This is a genomic window from Streptococcus oralis (assembly GCF_019334565.1).
Lineage (GTDB): Bacteria > Bacillota > Bacilli > Lactobacillales > Streptococcaceae > Streptococcus > Streptococcus oralis_CR.
Window position 1 is genome coordinate 1,635,689 of sequence record NZ_CP079724.1, and the last position, 19,090, is coordinate 1,654,778.

Annotated in this window: 18 protein-coding genes; 4 read left to right on the forward strand and 14 right to left on the reverse strand. The window is 40.7% G+C overall.

All coding sequences use genetic code 11. The features are described from left to right. The first annotated feature begins 289 nt into the window (after positions 1-289). Together KX728_RS07900 and KX728_RS07905 are read left to right on the forward strand one after the other, a co-directional pair. Positions 290-625, forward strand: coding sequence for a hypothetical protein (locus KX728_RS07900; protein WP_215804329.1), 336 nt, complete (start codon positions 290-292; stop codon positions 623-625). 99 nt (positions 626-724) lie between these two features. Then, positions 725-1,357: a TetR/AcrR family transcriptional regulator gene (locus KX728_RS07905; protein WP_215804328.1), complete on the forward strand. Its 633-nt coding sequence runs from the start codon at positions 725-727 to the stop codon at positions 1,355-1,357. 149 nt (positions 1,358-1,506) lie between these two features. On the opposite strand, the gene KX728_RS07910 is transcribed toward KX728_RS07905, so the two are convergent. Continuing rightward, entirely contained in the window at positions 1,507-2,352 is an 846-nt protein-coding gene (locus KX728_RS07910) for an undecaprenyl-diphosphate phosphatase (protein ID WP_215804327.1), read from the reverse strand. A gap of 59 nt (positions 2,353-2,411) precedes the next feature. Continuing rightward, positions 2,412-4,307, reverse strand: coding sequence for a DUF2207 domain-containing protein (locus tag KX728_RS07915; RefSeq protein ID WP_215804326.1), 1,896 nt, complete (start codon positions 4,305-4,307; stop codon positions 2,412-2,414). A gap of 129 nt (positions 4,308-4,436) precedes the next feature. Here KX728_RS07915 and KX728_RS07920 point away from each other — a divergent pair, with 129 nt between their 5' ends. Together KX728_RS07920 and KX728_RS07925 are read left to right on the forward strand one after the other, a co-directional pair. After that, on the forward strand, positions 4,437-6,002 hold the full coding sequence (locus KX728_RS07920; RefSeq protein WP_215804325.1) for an ABC transporter substrate-binding protein/permease: 1,566 nt from the start codon (positions 4,437-4,439) through the stop codon (positions 6,000-6,002). After that, on the forward strand, positions 5,999-6,739 hold the full coding sequence (locus KX728_RS07925; protein ID WP_045593084.1) for an amino acid ABC transporter ATP-binding protein: 741 nt from the start codon (positions 5,999-6,001) through the stop codon (positions 6,737-6,739). Before KX728_RS07920 ends, KX728_RS07925 begins: the two co-directional genes overlap by 4 nt. 92 nt (positions 6,740-6,831) lie before the next feature. On the opposite strand, the gene KX728_RS07930 is transcribed toward KX728_RS07925, so the two are convergent. The 12 genes from KX728_RS07930 to KX728_RS07985 all read right to left on the reverse strand — a co-directional run bounded on the left by KX728_RS07930 (position 6,832) and on the right by KX728_RS07985 (position 19,090). Next, positions 6,832-7,047, reverse strand: a complete 216-nt coding sequence (locus tag KX728_RS07930) for a capsule biosynthesis transcriptional regulator (RefSeq protein WP_001130031.1) — start codon at positions 7,045-7,047, stop codon at positions 6,832-6,834. A 106-nt stretch (positions 7,048-7,153) separates the two neighbouring features. Then, the gene (locus tag KX728_RS07935) at positions 7,154-8,050 is read right to left on the reverse strand and encodes an SPFH domain-containing protein (protein ID WP_000244062.1); all 897 of its coding nucleotides are present in this window, start codon (positions 8,048-8,050) and stop codon (positions 7,154-7,156) included. A gap of 82 nt (positions 8,051-8,132) precedes the next feature. Further along, positions 8,133-9,383: a threonine ammonia-lyase IlvA gene (gene ilvA / locus KX728_RS07940; protein ID WP_000947300.1), complete on the reverse strand. Its 1,251-nt coding sequence runs from the start codon at positions 9,381-9,383 to the stop codon at positions 8,133-8,135. 79 nt (positions 9,384-9,462) lie between these two features. Further along, on the reverse strand, positions 9,463-10,485 hold the full coding sequence (gene ilvC / locus KX728_RS07945) for a ketol-acid reductoisomerase (protein ID WP_000290683.1): 1,023 nt from the start codon (positions 10,483-10,485) through the stop codon (positions 9,463-9,465). Positions 10,486-10,574: 89 nt separating this feature from the next. After that, positions 10,575-11,051 carry an acetolactate synthase small subunit gene (gene ilvN / locus KX728_RS07950; RefSeq protein WP_001253813.1) on the reverse strand — a complete coding sequence of 159 codons (477 nt, stop codon included), beginning with the start codon at positions 11,049-11,051 and terminating at the stop codon, positions 10,575-10,577. Then, a complete protein-coding gene (locus KX728_RS07955) occupies positions 11,044-12,744 on the reverse strand; it encodes an acetolactate synthase large subunit (protein WP_000411746.1) in 1,701 nt (566 codons plus the stop codon). Before KX728_RS07955 ends, ilvN begins: the two co-directional genes overlap by 8 nt. Positions 12,745-13,067: 323 nt before the next feature. Next, positions 13,068-15,149 (reverse strand): elongation factor G, encoded by a 2,082-nt coding sequence (gene fusA, locus KX728_RS07960; protein WP_000090339.1) that lies wholly within the window; start codon positions 15,147-15,149, stop codon positions 13,068-13,070. Positions 15,150-15,427: 278 nt separating this feature from the next. Beyond that, positions 15,428-15,898 carry a 30S ribosomal protein S7 gene (rpsG, locus tag KX728_RS07965; RefSeq protein WP_000087873.1) on the reverse strand — a complete coding sequence of 157 codons (471 nt, stop codon included), beginning with the start codon at positions 15,896-15,898 and terminating at the stop codon, positions 15,428-15,430. Between the two features lie 19 nt (positions 15,899-15,917). Further along, a complete protein-coding gene (rpsL, locus tag KX728_RS07970; RefSeq protein ID WP_001142333.1) occupies positions 15,918-16,334 on the reverse strand; it encodes a 30S ribosomal protein S12 in 417 nt (138 codons plus the stop codon). 318 nt (positions 16,335-16,652) lie between these two features. Continuing rightward, positions 16,653-17,252, reverse strand: a complete 600-nt coding sequence (locus KX728_RS07975) for a response regulator transcription factor (RefSeq protein ID WP_215804324.1) — start codon at positions 17,250-17,252, stop codon at positions 16,653-16,655. 1 nt (position 17,253) lies between these two features. Continuing rightward, positions 17,254-18,351 carry a sensor histidine kinase gene (locus KX728_RS07980; protein WP_215804323.1) on the reverse strand — a complete coding sequence of 366 codons (1,098 nt, stop codon included), beginning with the start codon at positions 18,349-18,351 and terminating at the stop codon, positions 17,254-17,256. Positions 18,352-18,355: 4 nt separating this feature from the next. After that, complete coding sequence (locus KX728_RS07985; RefSeq protein ID WP_000794226.1) at positions 18,356-19,090, reverse strand: ABC transporter permease; 735 nt, start codon at positions 19,088-19,090, stop codon at positions 18,356-18,358.

A 19,090-nucleotide genomic window follows, 5' to 3' on the forward strand; every position in this document is an offset into this window, starting at 1 on the left:
ATGCTTTTAGGAGTTATAGTTTAGTTTGATGTCCTACCGCATTTGTACAAGGATATATACTTGGACTACAATATTATTTGACAATTTATTAATGAAAAGGAACAGTTGGTTTTAATTAAGTATTAACTCCAACACTTAAAACTAAAAATGTGAGATAGATTTCAAATAGTTCCTAGTTAAAAAACTTTTTCTCATAAGTGTTAGCTGTTGACGCCTTCATTTTTATTTGTTAAACTAGAAAATATAAAAAATACCATCTGGTCGGTTTTTTTAAAAGAAAGGACTTAACATGAAAAAAACTATGCTAGAAAAAACAATCGATTCTATTGAAAAACAAAATCAACGAGTACGTCAACAACAAATACGTCATCACGAAACCATTCAAAAGCAAATAAAAAAGCAAATAAAACTGCAAATAAAACTGTTTGATCGATTATCACAAGGAGAGAGTGGTATCCGACTTTCTCGTTTGGGAGTGAAATGTGGGTATGCTACAATCACTGGTGGGCTCATCACTACTTTGTTTAGTCCTTGGAATGGTTTAGGAATAATGACCATCGGTGGGATTTCAGTTCTCTCAAACTTGTATCACATCAAACGTATAGAAGCAAAATTAAAAAAGTAGAGTGGTTTTCTTAAGAAGGAGGCTTGTTAGACGCTCAAATATTACCTTTTCTTCTTTTTTTGATAAAATAAATTTAATAAAACAGAGAGAAGGAACTCAATGGTCGCAAAAACAGAAAAATCTCAAGCAATGATTGAAAAAATTTTATCAACAGCTTCACAGCTTTTTATTCACAACGGCTATGAAAAAACAAGTGTACAAAACATAGCGCAAACAGCTAGTATTTCAAAAGGAGCCATTTATCACCATTTTCAATCAAAAGATGACATTTTTTTTGCAGTTTTAAAACAGCGTTATCAATTGATGGAAAAGGAATTGCTAGACTGGCTTGAATCCACCAGTCATTTAACTGGAAGAGAACAGCTCAAAGAAATCTTTCAGTTTAGTTTAAAAAGTCAGAAAACTAACTACGAAATGTTGAATCACGCGCCTCTTGATGCAGAGTTCATGCTGACTATTATCCGTTACAATCTGCGTATAGGAACTCCCCTTATTGCAGATATTATAAAAAAAGGAATAGAAGATCAGTCCATTCAACCCATCCCCTTCCCTAATGAAGCGGCCGAGACAATCTTGCTTTTGACTAACTTTTGGGTAGAAGGAAGTATTTTTGAAAATTCTTCCGAAAAAATAGTTGATCGTATCTATTTTTTACAATTTATGCTTCAATCCCTCGGACTAGATATTTTTGATGAATCTTTGATCCAAGAAATTTTAAGTCAATCAAATTAAATACAATCTTTTCGTTTACTTTTAAAGCCGTGGATAAACGTAGGACAAGACGATATAATGATGTAATAAAAAATAAACTAAACGATTATAAAAAAATAGGATAGTTCCCCAAATGTTTTTTTGGCGAACTATCCTATTTTATTTTTAACTTATACAAATAAACGCACAAAACTATAGAGCAACAAGACACTACCGAGTACGATACGGTATTTACCAAAGAGTGTAAAGTCGTGCTTCTTCACATAGCTGGTCAAGAAACGAATGGCAACCATGCTGACCGCAAAGGCAACACCCATAGCAACCAAGAGCAAGAACAGTTGTCCAAAACTCAAGAGTTGACCTGCTTTGATAAATTTGAAAATCTTTAAAGCACTAGCTCCGAACATAACAGGAATTCCGAGATAGAAGGTAAACTCTGTTACGACAGAGCGGCTCGTTCCATTTAACAAACCACCAACAATCGTCGCACCTGAACGGCTCGTTCCTGAGAAAAGAGCGAGGACTTGGAAGAGCCCAATGTAAAGGGCTGTTTTATAAGGCAGCTTGTCAAGCTCTGTTACTGTTGGTTCAATGGCTTGCGCCTTATTTCGTTTTTCAAGGTAGATAAAGGCAACACCATAGATAATCAACATGATTGCAACTGAAACCATGTTATGGAAGTTGGCATCAAACCAATCATCTAATTTAAAAACCAATAGCAAAGGCAAGGTCGCAACGAAGACTTTTGACCACAATTGCCAAGTTCTACGAACTTCTACCTTAGTTTTACCAGGTTTGAAGGGATTAAGCTTATTAAAGTAAATGACCATAACTGCTAAAATGGCACCAAGCTGAATGACAACATTAAACATGGACATGAAGGCTTCATTTTGGTCCTTGTATTGTACAAATTCTTCAACCAAGATCAAGTGGCCAGTACTTGAAATGGGCAACCATTCTGTAATTCCTTCAACAATCCCAAAAAAGATTGACTTCAAAATTTCAATAAAATACATACATTACTCCTTTTTCTGTCCTCTATTATAGCATAATTTCGGATGTTGCGATAGGTTTTTTAGAAGGCGCCGATGCTACCACCGCCACCTCCTCCTGAGAATCCTCCACCTGAACTTCCACTTCCAGAAGATACAGAGTAATTGCTAGCTGTATTTGCGACAGCAGTATATTGCTTGATTTGTGCAGTTGAGGTGTAGAACTGTGAGTGCCAACCATAGGCTACATAAAGATTCAAATCTGGATTTTCAAGCTGAATATGGCGGACTTTCATTAACTTGCTCACCTTCTTGGCATAACCAAAGAGAGTCGCATAGACCAGTAGACGGTTCCAAAGGACGATGCTCTCTAGCTCGGCCTGATCCAGATGAGCGATATCCCGAAGCATATTTTCAAAACTCGTCCAGAGATAGAAGATCTCCGCTCCTTCCTCTGTTAGAACTCCATCGCGATAGGCTCCTCGCGTGGCAAGATAAACCCAGAAACTAGCCCCTAATCCTGTCAATCCTAAAAGTAGAAACGGGATCGAAAAGAAGCCATGTGTTTGCCAACTATAATAAAAGAAAAGCAATCCACCTAGAGCTGTTATAGCTGAACAGACCCGCATCCCGAGAGCAAGGCGGCGTTCCTCACCTGTCAAAGGACGATAATAGCTTGGGATACGAAGTACATGGACCTTATCCTTGACACAAGACTGAATGCGTTGAAGTCTTCCTTCAAAAGAGCGTTTAAGACGCGAGCCTGTTTCTCGGATATGTTTTTCATCTGACTCTTTGGCACCACGGTAAAGGGAAGATGAAACTTGGTAATCAGGGAAGAGCTCTGAAATAGCCAATTCTTTCTTATTTGACAAAGTCATGCGCAGGCATTCCTTCTCAAAATTGGACAAACCCTTTTCACTGATAATGCGCACATAAGGTTCCTCATCCCCTTGGAAAATAGATAAATGGCCTCGATCTACTAAATCCAACAAGGTTGCCTGAATCAAACGTTCAAAAGTAAATTTACCAAACCCTGATTTGTTTAGGGGATTGACTTCCTCTAAGGAGGTTGAATACACTGCTTCTGCTAAAACCATTGGAGGCAAATCCATCGGTGGTTCGTAGAGTCGATGATCTTTTGGAAAGACCTTTTTAATGCTTGTACTCTGACGGAACTTCCTATAGAAGAGAGGAACTAGAAGTAAGAGACTCATAAAAATGACGGGAAATACCCATTTCATCAAAATCTCACTTTGCGCTTTTTCTGTTGCTATATTGCTTTCAATCCGGTTAAAATCGGTTAAACGTTCTTCCTCTAATCCTTGATCTGGAGCTTCTGCAAAAGCACTTCTCGGCCAGTAAGCATGTAATTCGATCTGTCGTTTTCTAGGAAGGTCTTTCATTTTGACATGATAGAGATTATTTACTTTTTCAATACTCGAGTCCCTTAGGAGTTGGCCTGCATGAAAATAGAGTTTCTCTGCTGGAGTATCAGAGCTGACCTTAAACTCAATCTCTTTGATGTCTCCAGTACTATCGGTCAAGGGTTGCCAATTTAGCTCTGCGATATCCTTATATAAGAAGAGAAGGTTTGTTAGTTTCCAGGTAACCGTTACCCGAACAGTATCTCCAGCATATCCAGCATTGTAAATTTTTACCTTGTAACCGTCCTCTTCCTCCATAGTATAGAAGGAAGCATTTTGAACAATTCTTCCATTTTTAGAGACCTGAACGGTCGGATCGGGATCAATGTCAAATCCTTCTGGCATTTTCCCAGCTTTCCCGAGTCCAACTAACTGACCATTATAATCATCTCCAAAGCGGTAGGTAATTGTTTCCTTAAAAATTGCAGTATTATCTGCATGAATATTCAAATCACCCTGATAGGATAAGATATCAAAGTCTACTGCAAAAACCAGGTTCGGTATAAATAATAAATAAGTAAATACCAAAGCCAACAGCCATCTTTTTTTCATAATCGGTTCCCTTTCAATCTTTTTACCATTATATCATTTTTTATAAGTAAAGGCTTACTTGTATTGAAAATCTCACTATTTTTAGATACAATAGAGGGAGTCATTTTTAGACTAGAAATAGGAGAAAACATGAAAAAATTATGCTTATCTATCCTTGCTAGCCTAGCCCTTACCTTAGGACTAGTTAGCCAAGTCCAAGCCGACGAATATTTACGCATCGGGATGGAGGCAGCTTACGCTCCCTTCAACTGGACTCAAGACGACGATAGTAACGGCGCCGTCAAAATCGACGGTACCAACCAATATGCCAACGGCTACGATATTCAAATCGCTAAAAAGATTGCCAAAGACCTTGGTAAGGAACCTTTGGTTGTGAAAACCAAATGGGAAGGACTTGTTCCAGCCCTTACTTCTGGCAAAATCGATATGATCATTGCCGGTATGAGCCCAACCGCTGAACGCAAACAACAAATTGCTTTTTCAAGCAGTTACTATACAAGCGAACCCGTTCTATTGGTAAAAAAGGACTCTGCCTACGCGAATGCCAACTCTTTGGAGGATTTCAGCGGAGCAAAAATCACGTCTCAACAAGGTGTTTATCTTTATGACCTGATTTCCCAAATTCCAGGTGCCAAAAAAGAAACAGCTATGGGTGACTTCGCCCAAATGCGTCAAGCTCTGGAGGCTGGTGTTATTGATGCCTATGTTTCTGAACGACCTGAAGCAATGACCGCTGAGTCTGCTAACGCTAAGTTCAAAATGATCCAACCTCAACCAGGTTTCAAAACTGGCGAAGAAGATACAGCTATTGCTATTGGACTTCGTAAAGATGACAGCCGTATCAGCCAAATCAATGCGAGTATCGAAACCATCTCAAAGGATGAGCAAGTAGCCCTCATGGATCGTATGATCAAAGAGCAACCTGTGGAGTCTACAACAACGGAGGAAGAAAGTAGTTTCTTTAGCCAAGTCGCTAAGATCCTTTCTGAAAACTGGCAACAACTCTTGCGTGGTGCTGGTATCACACTCTTAATCTCCATTATCGGAACCATCACAGGTCTCCTTATCGGACTTGCGATTGGGGTCTTCCGTACCGCTCCACTATCTGAGAACAAGGCAATGTACGCCCTACAGAAACTAGTCGGTTGGATTCTCAATGTCTATATCGAAATCTTCCGTGGTACACCAATGATTGTTCAATCCATGGTTATCTACTATGGAACTGCCCAAGCTTTCGGTATTAACCTTGACCGCACACTAGCCGCTATCTTCATCGTCTCAATCAACACGGGTGCCTACATGACAGAGATCGTTCGTGGTGGTATTCTAGCAGTTGACAAGGGACAATTTGAAGCCGCAACTGCTCTTGGTATGACCCACAATCAAACCATGCGTAAGATTGTCCTACCTCAGGTTGTCCGTAATATTCTACCTGCTACTGGTAATGAGTTTGTCATCAATATCAAAGATACCTCTGTATTGAACGTTATTTCAGTTGTTGAGCTTTATTTCTCAGGAAATACTGTAGCAACACAAACCTATCAATACTTCCAGACCTTTACCATCATCGCCGTGATTTACTTTGTCCTTACCTTTACTGTGACCCGTATCCTACGCTTCATCGAGCGTCGTATGGACATGGATACTTACACTACAGGTGCTAACCAAATGCAAACGGAGGATTTGAAAAAATGACACAACCAATTCTTGAAATCAAACACCTCAAAAAATCATATGGGCAAAACGAAGTGCTAAAAGACATTTCTCTCACCGTCCATAAAGGAGAGGTTATTTCCATCATCGGTAGCTCAGGAAGTGGAAAATCAACCTTCCTTCGTTCAATTAATTTACTCGAAACACCTACAGAGGGAGAGATTCTCTATCGAGGAGAAAATGTCTTAGAAAAAGGCTATAACCTCACCCATTATCGTGAAAAACTCGGTATGGTTTTCCAATCTTTCAATCTCTTTGAAAATCTGAATGTCCTTGAAAATACGATTGTTGCCCAAACGACTGTACTCAAACGCGACCACTCTGAAGCTGAAAAAATTGCCAAAGAGAATCTCGAAAAAGTTGGCATGGGAGAACGTTACTGGCAAGCCAAGCCGAAGCAACTATCAGGTGGTCAGAAACAACGCGTGGCTATCGCCCGCGCGCTCTCCATGAATCCTGATGCCATTCTCTTCGACGAACCAACATCTGCTCTTGACCCTGAAATGGTTGGAGAAGTCCTCAAAATTATGCAGGATTTGGCTCAAGAAGGCTTGACCATGATCGTCGTAACCCACGAAATGGAATTCGCTCGCGATGTCTCTCACCGTGTCATCTTTATGGATAAGGGTGTCATTGCTGAAGAAGGCAGGCCTGAAGAACTCTTTACAAATCCTAAAGAAGACCGGACAAAAGAATTTCTTCAACGCTATCTCAGCTAATAAACAAAGACTGCATAAAGAATGCAGTCTTTTTAATTTGTAATTGTAAAGAAAAGGCAGACTCGATTCAGGAATCTGCCTGTGACCACAGTTTAATCTTCAAATTTTTCATGATTTTTTTCATAGAAATCGATTAAACCAAGAGCTGTTTCAAATGAAATATTTTTAACTTTTGCGCGTCCTTGTGCTAGAGCAATGATAGACATTTCACGCGCATTCGTTTCTTTAGAGATACGGTAGCCTGTGATTTTCTTATCACGAACCCAGCCAACAACTGCTTCTACTTTTTCAAAGTTCGACTTAGCCATGTTCTTCTCCTAAATTATTCTTTACAATACTTAATTGTATACGTTTTTATTTCGTTTGTCAATAAAAAAACATATATTCGTTGCAACTATATTATTCTGCATATTTTTATTTGGCTTTTAAAGCCGATAATATATGAGTTCTTATGTCCTCGACTCCATTAGGATTTGCTGGTAGGAAGATTGTATTATTACCCTCTTTATCTGCAAAATTATTCAACGTATCTAAATACTGGTTCGTTAATAGGATAGACATGATTTGTTCTTCAGTTAGCTCAACATTGGCTCCCTTTAACTCTTGGATAGAATCAGCTAGTCCGTCAACAATTGCTTTACGCTGCTCTGCAATCCCTACACCATGTAGGCGATCTTTTTCTGCTTCAGCTTCTGCTGCGGTCACGATTTTAATCTTATCTGCTTCAGCAAGCTCTTGCGCCGCAACTCTCTTACGTTGAGCCGCGTTAATTTCATTCATTGATTGTTTTACTTCAGCATCAGGTTCAACCTTAGTAATCAGCGTTTTGACAATGATATACCCATATGTAGACATTTCTTCAGCCACTTGTTTTTGAACTTCTAAGGCGATTTCATCCTTCTTCTCAAACAACTCATCTAGGGTTAGCTTTGGTACAGATGAACGCAAAGCATCTTCTATATAGGATTTAATCTGGGCTTCTGGACGCATCAATTTATAATAAGCATCTGTGACATTATTTTCATTCACTCGATACTGAGTTGCCACATTCATCGTTACAAATACATTATCTTGCGTCTTTGTCTCTACAACAATCTCACTTTGCAACAAGCGTAGTTGAACTCTTGCTGCAATCCTATCAATCCCAAAAGGAGCTCGTAAATGAATACCACTATTGCTCAACTTTTGGTATTTACCAAAGCGTTCTATGATAGCGACAGATTGTTGTCGAACCACATACACAGAACTAACCATAATCACTGATGCAATCACCACTAAAAACAATAAAACAAGTAAAATTTGTAAAACCATGGGAATCTCCCCCTTTCGTCACCCTCATTATAGCACCATCATTACCATTACGCAAATAATATGATAATAATTTTATTTTAGCTTAAACTAGCATATTATACAACGTTTCGTTCCCATTCAAATTAATATAAGATGGGTCAAACTTTTCCATTCGATGAATCAAGCCAGCATAATCATGCTTATTGGCAAGAGCTACCCCAATCAATACAGGACCTGTCCCCTTGCTTGCTCGTTTGATATATTCAAAACGAGTGATGTCATCATTTGGCCCTAAAATATCATTTACAAACTCTCGGAGAGCTCCAGGACGTTGTGGAAAATTCACTACAAAGTAATGCTTGATTCCATCGTAAATCAAGGCACGTTCTTCCATCTCCGGCATACGGTTGATATCGTTATTTCCTCCAGAAATGATACAACAAATCGTCTTGCCTTTGATATAGTCTGATAAAACTTCCAAGGCTGCAACACTGGCAGCTCCGGCTGGTTCTGCTACAATACCTTGTTTGGAATAAAGATCAATCAAGGTTTCGGAAATCAATCCCTCGTCCACCCCAATCAGCGTTTCAACATTCTTACGAGTCGCTTCATAGGTTAATTGTCCAACCTTCTGTACGGCTATCCCATCAGCGAACTTATCAATTTCTTTGAGTTTAACTGGTCCCCCAGCTTCAAAGGCAGCTTTCATAGAGCGAGCACCATTAGCTTCTACCCCGATCACTTCAATAGTCGGGTTGGTTTCCTTAATATAAGTAGAAACACCGGCAATCAATCCGCCACCACCTACTGGTACAAGTACTGTATCAAAATCAATAGACTCTTTACGGGCTTCTTCAAGAATTTCATAGGCTACAGTCCCTTGACCAGCCTGAACATGCGCATCATCAAAAGGATCGATGAAGGTGCGGTTTTCTGTCAATGTAAATTCTTGTGCTGCCTTAGCAGAAGCATCAAAGGTATCCCCAACCAACTTGATTGTCACAAACTCTCCACCGAAAAAGCGAACCTGCCCAATCTTTTGTTGCGGTGTTGTAATAGGCATAAAGATCGTTGCAGGAATCTTCATCTCATTACAAGTATAGGCGACACCTTGGGCATGATTTCCCGCAGAGGCACAGACTACACCACGCTCGCGTTCTTCTTTTGACAGTTGAGAAATGGCATAATAGGCTCCACGAATTTTAAAAGAGCGAACTCGTTGCGCATTCTCCTTTTTGAGATAAATCTTTGCTTGGTATTTTTCTGATAAATAATGATCATATTCTAGTGGTGTATCAACTACTACACCACTCAAAACTTTGTGGGCTTTCACCACATCTTTTGCACTTAGCATTGTCTCCTCCTCAAGTACTTTTCAAGATAAAAAACGAGTTAGGTACCCCCAACTCGCCTTCTGTCTCTCTTTACAAGAATTAATTGTAGATTTTGAATGCGTCGTCGTCGTTTTTACCAACGAAAGGCATTGCTTTACGCAATTCTGCACCAACTTTTTCAATTTCAAGGTTAGCTGCTTGTTCACGGTAAGCAGTTAATTTTGGACGACCAGCCTTGTAGTCATTCACAAAGTCATTTGCAAATTTACCATTTTGGATATCTGCCAAAACAGCTTTCATGTTTTCTTTAACTTGCTCAGTAATCACACGTGGACCTGATACATAGTCACCGTATTCAGCAGTGTTTGAAATAGATTGACGCATTTTCTTGAATCCACCTTCATAGATCAAGTCAACGATCAATTTCATTTCGTGAAGAACTTCAAAGTAAGCCAATTCTGGGGCATAGCCTGCTTCTGTCAAGACTTCAAAACCTGCTTCGATAAGGGCGGTCAAACCACCACAAAGTACAGCTTGTTCACCAAAGAGATCTTCTTCAGTTTCTTCTTTGTAAGTTGTTTCAAGCAAACCAACACGAGCTGCCCCAACACCTTTACACCAGTCCATAGCAATGTTTTTAGCATTTCCTGTTGCATCTTGGTAAACTGCGTAAAGAGCTGGAACACCAAATCCTTCTTCGTAAGTACGACGTACCAAGTGTCCTGGTCCTTTAGGAGCACACATGAAGACATCTACATCTGCAGGAACTTTGATAAATTCAAAGTGGATATTGAAACCATGAGCAAATCCAACTGCATTTCCAGCTTCCAAGTTTGGAGCGATTTCTGCTTCGTACAATTCTTGTTGGATTTCGTCTGGTGCCAAGATCATGATAACGTCAGCCAATTTAGTTGCTTCTGCTACTGTGTAAGTGTCAAATCCATCTTCTTTTGCTTTGTCAAAAGATTTACCTGGACGCACACCGATGATGACATCACGACCTGAATCACGCAAGTTTTGCGCATGCGCATGTCCTTGTGAACCATAACCGATTACGGCGATTTTTTTACCGTCAAGCGCTGCTACTTTAACATCTTTTTCGTATTCCATTTGAACTGCCATAGTTTTTCTCTCTTTTCTATTTTTATTGCCTTATAGGCTGGTTTAACAAATTTAAGTTATTTTTTATACTCATTGAAAATCAAAAAGTATTAGTCGCGGGTAAATCCAGTTGCACCCGTACGAGCGATATTTTTAATGCCGTATGGTCGAATCACTCGCAATAAAGCTTCACTCTTTTCAGCATTTCCCGTCATCTGGATGGTGATTGAGCTTGGAGCCACATCTACTACCGTTGCACGGAAAGGTTGGATAATGGCCAAGATTTCTGCACGCTTCTCAGCAGGAGCAGATACTTTTACCAAGATAACTTCTCTTTCCAAGTGTGGTTTATCTGTGATATCTCGAATGCGAATCACATCAATCTGACGATTGAGCTGTTTAATGATTTGCTCTACTTCATCATGAGAAGCTACATCAATAATGATGGTGATGCGAGATACATTGGGGTTCTCTGTCGCACCAACTGAGATACTCTCAATATTGACTTGACGACGAGAAAGGACACCTGTAAAACGATTCAAAACTCCTGAACGGTTTTGTAATCTAGCTGTTAACATTCTACGCATGGAACTGCACCCCCAACATCTCATGATTGCTCTTACCAGCTGGTACCATCGGTAATACCTGTTCCTTACGAGAAATATCCACCTCGATAAACATGGGCACATCCTCCAGAATGACTTCTAGATCCTTCTCTATCGTCTCTGGATTATCAAATTTATAGTTTTTGATGCCGTAGGCCTGTGCCATCAGCTGGAAGTCAGGAAGTGTATCAAAGACTGACTCGGAAGTTCTACCCTCATAGAAGGATTCCTGCCACTGACGAACCATTCCTAGTGAGTGGTTATTCAACATGACAACCTTAATCGGCACCTTGTAGATGTTTAGGATAGCTAGTTCCTGGTTAGTCATTTGGAAGCCACCATCACCGACAAAAAGGATAACTTCTTTTTCTGGATTGGCAATCTTGGCTCCAATAGCTGCAGGAACTCCGAACCCCATGGTACCCAAGCCACCTGAAGTGACTAACTGACGCTCATTTTGGTAAGGATAATACTGAGCTGTCCACATTTGGTGTTGCCCTACGTCTGTGACAACAATGGCATCCCCATTTGTCAACTTACCGATGCGTTCAATAACGGCCTGAGGTTGAACCACACGTTCTTTCTTATCATAAGAACGAACTCGATTCTTGTCCTTGGTGACTTTTTCAATCCACTTTTCAGTATTGTTATGAACAGTTGGTTCTGCGAGCAGCATCTGCAAGGCTTTCTTAGCATCCCCCACTACAGGAATATCTGCACTGATAATCTTACCAATCTCAGCTGGGTCAACATCGATATGGGCAACCTTAGCATTCTTCGCGAAGGTCTTAGGGTTCCCAGTCAAGCGGTCATCGAAACGGCAACCAATACTAATCATAAAGTCCGCTTCCGTCATTGCAATGTTAGCTGCGAAAGAACCGTGCATGCCTCCCATCCCTAGGAAGAGCGGATGACTCGTTGCAATGGTACCTTGCCCCAAAAGACTAGTGACTACTGGAATTTGGTAACGTTCAGCAAATTCATTGAGCTCCTTAGAAGCTTCCGCATAGCTGATACCACCGCCTGCTAACAAAACAGGTTTCTTGGCTTTTGACAATTGCTTCAAGATTTTCTTGATTTGCATGTCATTCGGATCAAGCGTCGGTTGGTAACTTGGTAAATTCACCTCTGGTGAATAGATGAAATCTGTCTCTAGAGCTGATACATCCTTTGGCAAGTCAATCACAACAGGACCTGGACGACCTGTCGTTGCGATATGGACAGCTTCCGTAATGATACGAGGAATATCTGCTGTCTCACGAACTTGGTAATTGTACTTGGTAATGGGCATGGTAATCCCCACGATGTCTGCTTCCTGAAAGGCATCTTTCCCAATCCCAGCTCGCGCAACCTGACCTGTAAAGACCAAAAGGGGAACGCTATCGCTCATGGCATCTGCAATCCCTGTAATGGCATTTGTTGCTCCCGGCCCACTCGTGACGACGGCAACGCCCAACTTTCCAGTTGATTTGGCATATCCTTCAGCTTCGTGCAAACAACCTTGCTCATGGCGTCCTAAGATGTGGCGAATACCTTTAAAATTGTATATCGCATCATACAAAGGTAAGACCGCACCACCAGGATAACCAAAAATGGTATCAATCCCTAAGTCCCGAAGTGTTTCCAAAACTAGGTCCGACCCCGTCTTAGGAGATTCTAAACTGATTTTCTCCATTGTTCCCCTTTCTCTTCTCTTAAAAAAATAGCTTGTTACTATCATACCATTTTTTCAAAAATTTTCAAGGCAAAAGAGTCAATTTTCTGAATTTTCTATCTAAAAGTGTATTTATGAATCTTTTGCTCATTTTTATTAACTTTTCTACGGAATTAGGAACCTTTATTTACTTTAATTTATCAAATTAGAATATTTTCTTTCTTGGTAGAATTAGTATTTTTCTAACTTAGCGATCAAATTCGTATACTATATTCAGCAAAAATGAATAGTTAAAGATAAAAAAAGGAAGCCACTAAGTGACTTCCTTCTAGAGTGAGGACTGATTAGTCTTCACCTTTATTTTTCTTAATGATTTCTTCTTGTACTGACTTAGGTACATCTTCGTAGTGGTCAAATACCATCATGAAGGTACCACGTCCTTGTGATGCAGAACGAAGAACTGTTGCGTAACCGAACATTTCAGCAAGTGGAACGTAAGCACGAACGATTTGGCTGTTACCGTGTGCTTCCATACCATCTACACGTCCACGACGAGCAGTCACGTGACCCATAACATCACCAAGGTTTTCTTCTGGAACAGTGATGGTTACAAGCATCATTGGCTCAAGGATAGCTGGTTGTGCTGACTTAGCAGCTTCTTTAAGGGCAAGTGAAGCCGCGATCTTGAAGGCAGTTTCAGATGAGTCGACATCGTGGTATGAACCATCGTAAAGCTTAGCTTTCACGTCAACCATTGGGTAACCTGCAAGAACACCGTTAGCCATAGATTCTACCAAACCTTTTTCAACCGCTGGGATAAATTCACGAGGAACCACACCACCGACGATTGCGTTTTCGAATTCGAATCCTTTACCTTCTTCGTTTGGAGTAAATTCAATCCATACATCACCGAATTGACCTTTACCACCAGACTGACGTTTGAAGAATCCACGTGCTTGAGTAGAAGCGCGGAATGTTTCACGGTAAGATACTTGAGGAGCACCTACGTTCGCTTCAACTTTAAACTCACGACGCATACGGTCAACAAGGACGTCCAAGTGAAGCTCACCCATACCTGAGATAACTGTTTCACCAGTTTCAACGTTTGTTTCAACGCGGAATGTTGGGTCTTCTTCAGCCAATTTTTGAAGGGCGATACCCATCTTATCTTGGTCAGCTTTAGATTTTGGCTCAACCATCAATTGGATAACTGGTTCTGGAACGTTGATTGACTCAAGGATGATTTTAGCTTTTTCATCTGTCAATGAGTCACCAGTTGTAGTATCTTTCAAACCAACGGCAGCAGCGATATCACCTGAGTAAACAGTGTCAATTTCTTGACGGCTGTTAGCGTGCATTTGAAGGATACGTCCGATACGTTCACGTTTACCTTTAGAAGTGTTCAATACGTAAGAACCTGATTGAAGAACACCTGAGTATACACGGAAGAATGTCAAACGACCTACGAATGGGTCCGTCATGATCTTGAAGGCAAGAGCTGCGAATGGCTCTTCGTCAGATGCTGGACGAGTTTCTTCTTCGTCTGTATCTGGGTTGATACCTTTGATCGCTGGGATGTCAAGTGGGCTTGGAAGGTAGTCGATAACCGCATCAAGCATCAATTGAACACCTTTGTTCTTGAAGGCAGAACCACATAATACTGGGAAGAATTCAACGTTGATAGTTGCTTTACGGATAGCAGCTTTCAATTCTTCGTTAGTGATTTCTTCACCTTCGAGGTATTTCATCATCAAGTCTTCATCAGTTTCAGCGACTGCTTCAACCAATTTTTCACGGTATTCTTGAGCTTGGTCAAGGTATTCAGCTGGAATATCTTCTTCAAGGATATCTGTACCAAGGTCATTAGTATAGATTTCAGCTTTCATCTTGATCAAGTCGATGATACCGCGGAAGTCATCTTCAGCACCGATTGGCAATTGGATTGGGTGTGCGTTTGCTTGAAGACGGTCGTGAAGTGTGCTTACTGAGTAAAGGAAGTCAGCACCGATTTTGTCCATTTTGTTGGCAAATACGATACGTGGAACTCCGTACTCAGTTGCTTGACGCCAAACTGTTTCAGTTTGAGGCTCAACACCTGATTGTGAGTCAAGAACAGTAACCGCACCGTCCAATACACGAAGAGAACGTTGTACTTCGATTGTGAAGTCCACGTGTCCTGGTGTGTCGATGATGTTTACGCGGTGGTTGTTCCATTGAGCTGTTGTCGCAGCAGATGTGATAGTGATACCACGTTCTTGCTCTTGCTCCATCCAGTCCATTTGTGACGCACCTTCGTGAGTTTCACCGATTTTGTGGATTTTACCAGTGTAGTAAAGAATACGCTCAGTAGTTGTTGTTTTACCGGCATCGACGTGAGCCATGATACCGATATTACGAGTTTTTTCAAGTGAAAATTCGCGTGCCATGAGGTTTGTTTCTCCTATTTAATTTAATTTCTATTCTATTATAACACGATTTTAATAAAAACGGATAGGCAGGACCTACCCGTTCTCAATGTTTATCTTGTTTTTGTTGGTTTCAACTTGTAGACAAGTTGAATTGAACTCGGGCTAGAAGCTTAAGTTAGCTGAGTTGAACTCAAGCTAAAAGTCTGGAGAAAAAGATGAATCTCATTGGTTGCAGTCGCAACCTTCTTCGATTCCCTATTTTCTCTTGGACTTTCTTAACGCTTTCGCATCCTATATTACCAACGGAAGTGTGCGAAGGCACGGTTAGCTTCAGCCATACGGTGAGTGTCTTCACGTTTCTTAACTGCTGCACCAGTGTTGTTCGCAGCATCCAAGATTTCTTTTGCAAGACGGTCTTGCATTGTGTGTTCACCACGAAGGCGAGCGATGGTTACCAACCAACGAAGTCCAAGTGTTGTACGACGTTCTGGACGAACTTCAACTGGGACTTGGTAGTTAGATCCACCAACACGACGTGCACGTACTTCAAGTACAGGCATGATGTTTTCCATAGCTGTTTCAAATACTTCAAGTGCATCGTTACCAGTAGCTTCTTTGATTTGCTCAAAAGCACCGTAAACGATTGAAGCAGCTGTACCACGTTTACCGTCAAGCATAACGCGGTTGATAAGACGAGTAACTAGTTGTGAATTGTAAAGCGGATCTGGCAATACGTCACGTTTTGGAGCTCTATTTTTACGACTCATTTCTCTTTATCCCCTTTCCTTATGCTTTTTTCGGACGTTTAGTACCGTATTTAGAACGGCCTTGTTTACGATCGTTAACACCTGCAGTATCAAGTGCACCACGGACGATATGGTAACGTACCCCTGGAAGGTCTTTTACACGTCCACCACGAAGAAGCACCACGCTGTGTTCTTGCAAGTTGTGTCCGATACCTGGGATGTAGGCAGTAACTTCGATAAGGTTGCTCAAACGTACACGAGCGAATTTACGAAGGGCAGAGTTAGGTTTTTTAGGTGTCATTGTTCCCACACGAGTTGCAACACCACGTTTTTGTGGTGAAGAAACGTTTGTTTGAACTTTTTTATGACTGTTGTAACCAACGTTCAAAGCTGGTGATTTAGATTTTTCTACTTTTGATTTACGCGGTTTGCGAACCAATTGGTTAATTGTAGGCATCTACATTCTCCTGTGTTTTTTTATTTTTGGTGATGATACACTTGGTGACAGCTACCATCTGTGTGTACTTTTGCAACATTTGTCAGCACGTCCCTGTACACTTTTGAGAGACCAAAAGTAAAAAGTACCGTCTATTATTGTAACACATTTTTTCCTTCATTGTCAAGATATTTTTCATTTTTATTCTGATCTTTTCACTCTTTAACACCAGCTTTCAACGCTTTTCTAAACCAGAAAAGGAGGCGATTTGCCTCCTCCTTTCTAGTATGGTTTTTCTTTGATTCAAGTTGTCATTTAGGAATTTTTTAACCCTTCTTATCAAAGCCAACCAGATTCTTTTGCAATGTTAGCTGCCTCCGTTCGATTACCAGCATCTAGTTTCGAAAGAATATTGGTGACATAGTTTCGGACGGTTCCATTTGATAGATAAAGCTGATCTGCGATTTCTTGATTAGACAAACCCTGAGCGATTCCCTTTAAAACAGCGATTTCTTGCTCTGTTAACGGATTGGGGTGCGTCATCACCACTTCCATCAATTCAGGCGAATATTCCTTGCGTCCTTCGAGAACAGTGTGCAAGGTTTGCATGAGGTCTGCAATGCTTCTTTCTTTCAAGACATAAGCATCCACTCCAGCCTTGACCGCACGTTCAAAATATCCGGGACGTTTGAAGGTCGTCACCACAACCACCTTTATTTTTGGCTTTTCTGCTCGTATCCACTCCAAGACTTCGAGGCCTGTCTTAACAGGCATTTCTACGTCAAGAATGGCGATATCGACTAACTCTTTTTCTAAAAGTTGAATTGCTTCTTGGCCATCCTTGGCTTGTAGGACAGACTCTACATCTGGTTGAAAGGTAAGCAACTGGCACATGGCATCTCGCAACATACTTTGATCTTCTGCAACAAGTAGTTTCATCTTAGTTTCTCTCCTTATAAGCTAGTCGAACCTGCACTTCCGTCGGATGTTTCTGACTGATTACCTTTACTTCTCCTGAAAATGGAAGGACACGATCGCGGACTGTATGAAGTTCATCCCCTTTTAGAGAAGCAAAGCCACAGCCATCATCTCTCACTGTTAGAATGAGTTCCTTCTCAGTTCGTTCTAATTTTAAGTAAGCTTTCGATGCTTTGGCATGTTTGATGATGTTGGTCACTAACTCAAGCAAAATCATGGAGGCCGTTGATTCTAATTCCTGAGTTAGGCTAGCCGTATCTAGTTGGTGATTGATTTCCGTTTCAATTCCTGCAATTTCCAGCATTTTTTTAACAGTCGCAAATTCGGAAGCAAGGGTTCTGGTTTTAAGATTTTCGATAATTGTACGAACTTCATTCATGGATTCTTTACTGATCTGATGAATTTCTTTTAATTCTTTTTCCACTTGAGGATAGGCCTGCATTTGGAGAAGCTGGAGGGCAAGGTCCGTCTTCACACTCAGCATGGCAAAGGTATGGCCTAGACTGTCATGAAGATCTTGGCCGATACGACTGCGTTCGTTTTCAGCCAAGAAAAGATTGAGCTTGGCATTTTGTTTCATCTTTTCTTCTTTTATGTCCTCCGACAATCGAATTCGATAAAGACCAAAGGTCATTGCATCGGAAAAGATAAAGGTCACCAAGAAAAAGAGTAGCTGCCAGGGACTAACATGATTGACCATATAGATTCCGGTCAGAATAAATGGTTGCAGGACAATAAAACTGACAAAACGCCAAGAGTGAAAAGAAATCTCATCCAGCTCATAAATAAGGAGATTGGATAAATAAAAGATAAACCATGTGAAACCTGAACTTAGCCAAACAGATGTATAAAAAATGTAGACAAGCATGGACCACCATGCTAGCCACTGCACGGTGCGATTCTGACTGATTAAAACCGAATAGAAGGCAAGTACAAATAGTAGGGTCCATAGCAAGGTTAAAAGCGGGTAATCTCCAACGATGACACCCGCTATAGGAAAGATGATAAACACAATTGAAATATGAAACATATAATGAATGTTTTTAAATTTTTCCAACATAGATTTATTTTACCTCAATCCTTTTTTTCAGCTGGATTACCAGTACACCAAAGAAAACTGTATAGCCTAGCACAACCAAGGCAGCAAGAATGTTAAACTCGTGGTGCTCCAAATAAGTAGAGACGACCTGCATTAGTTGATAGGTTGGAGTCAGCTTTCCAATAGATTGGAGCCATTCTGGGAAGGAATCCAAGGGGAACCACAGTCCACCTAGAACAGCCAAAGCAATATAGGCAATATTTCCAACAACCGTCATCAGTTGAGCACTGGGTAGCAAGCTCACCAAGACCCCCATGCTGATAAAGACCACGCTTCCGATCAGCAAAATAGCACCAATTACCATCCAGTCAAGCCAAGGCAGAGTCACTCCACGGACAAAATGACCAACTGAAAAGACAACTGTAATTGATAACAAGAAAGTCAGTAGGGTACTGAACAGTTTTGATACATAATATTCTACCATAGATACGGGAGAATGTTGAATCAATTTTTGCCAGTTGTTTGTCTTATCAGACTCGAGTGTGCTTGGGATACTGAAAAAAGCACTTGACATGATACTAAAGAGCGTCATGGCAAAAAGATAGGCTTGAAGAGCAATTTCTGGAATATCTGACCCTGACATCATACCAGAAAAGATAAGGTAAAACACACTTGGAAGTCCGATGGATAGCAAATAGTAGACTGCTTGCCGTTTCATCAGAATGATTTCCACTTTCATGAGACTTGTCATATTTTTCAT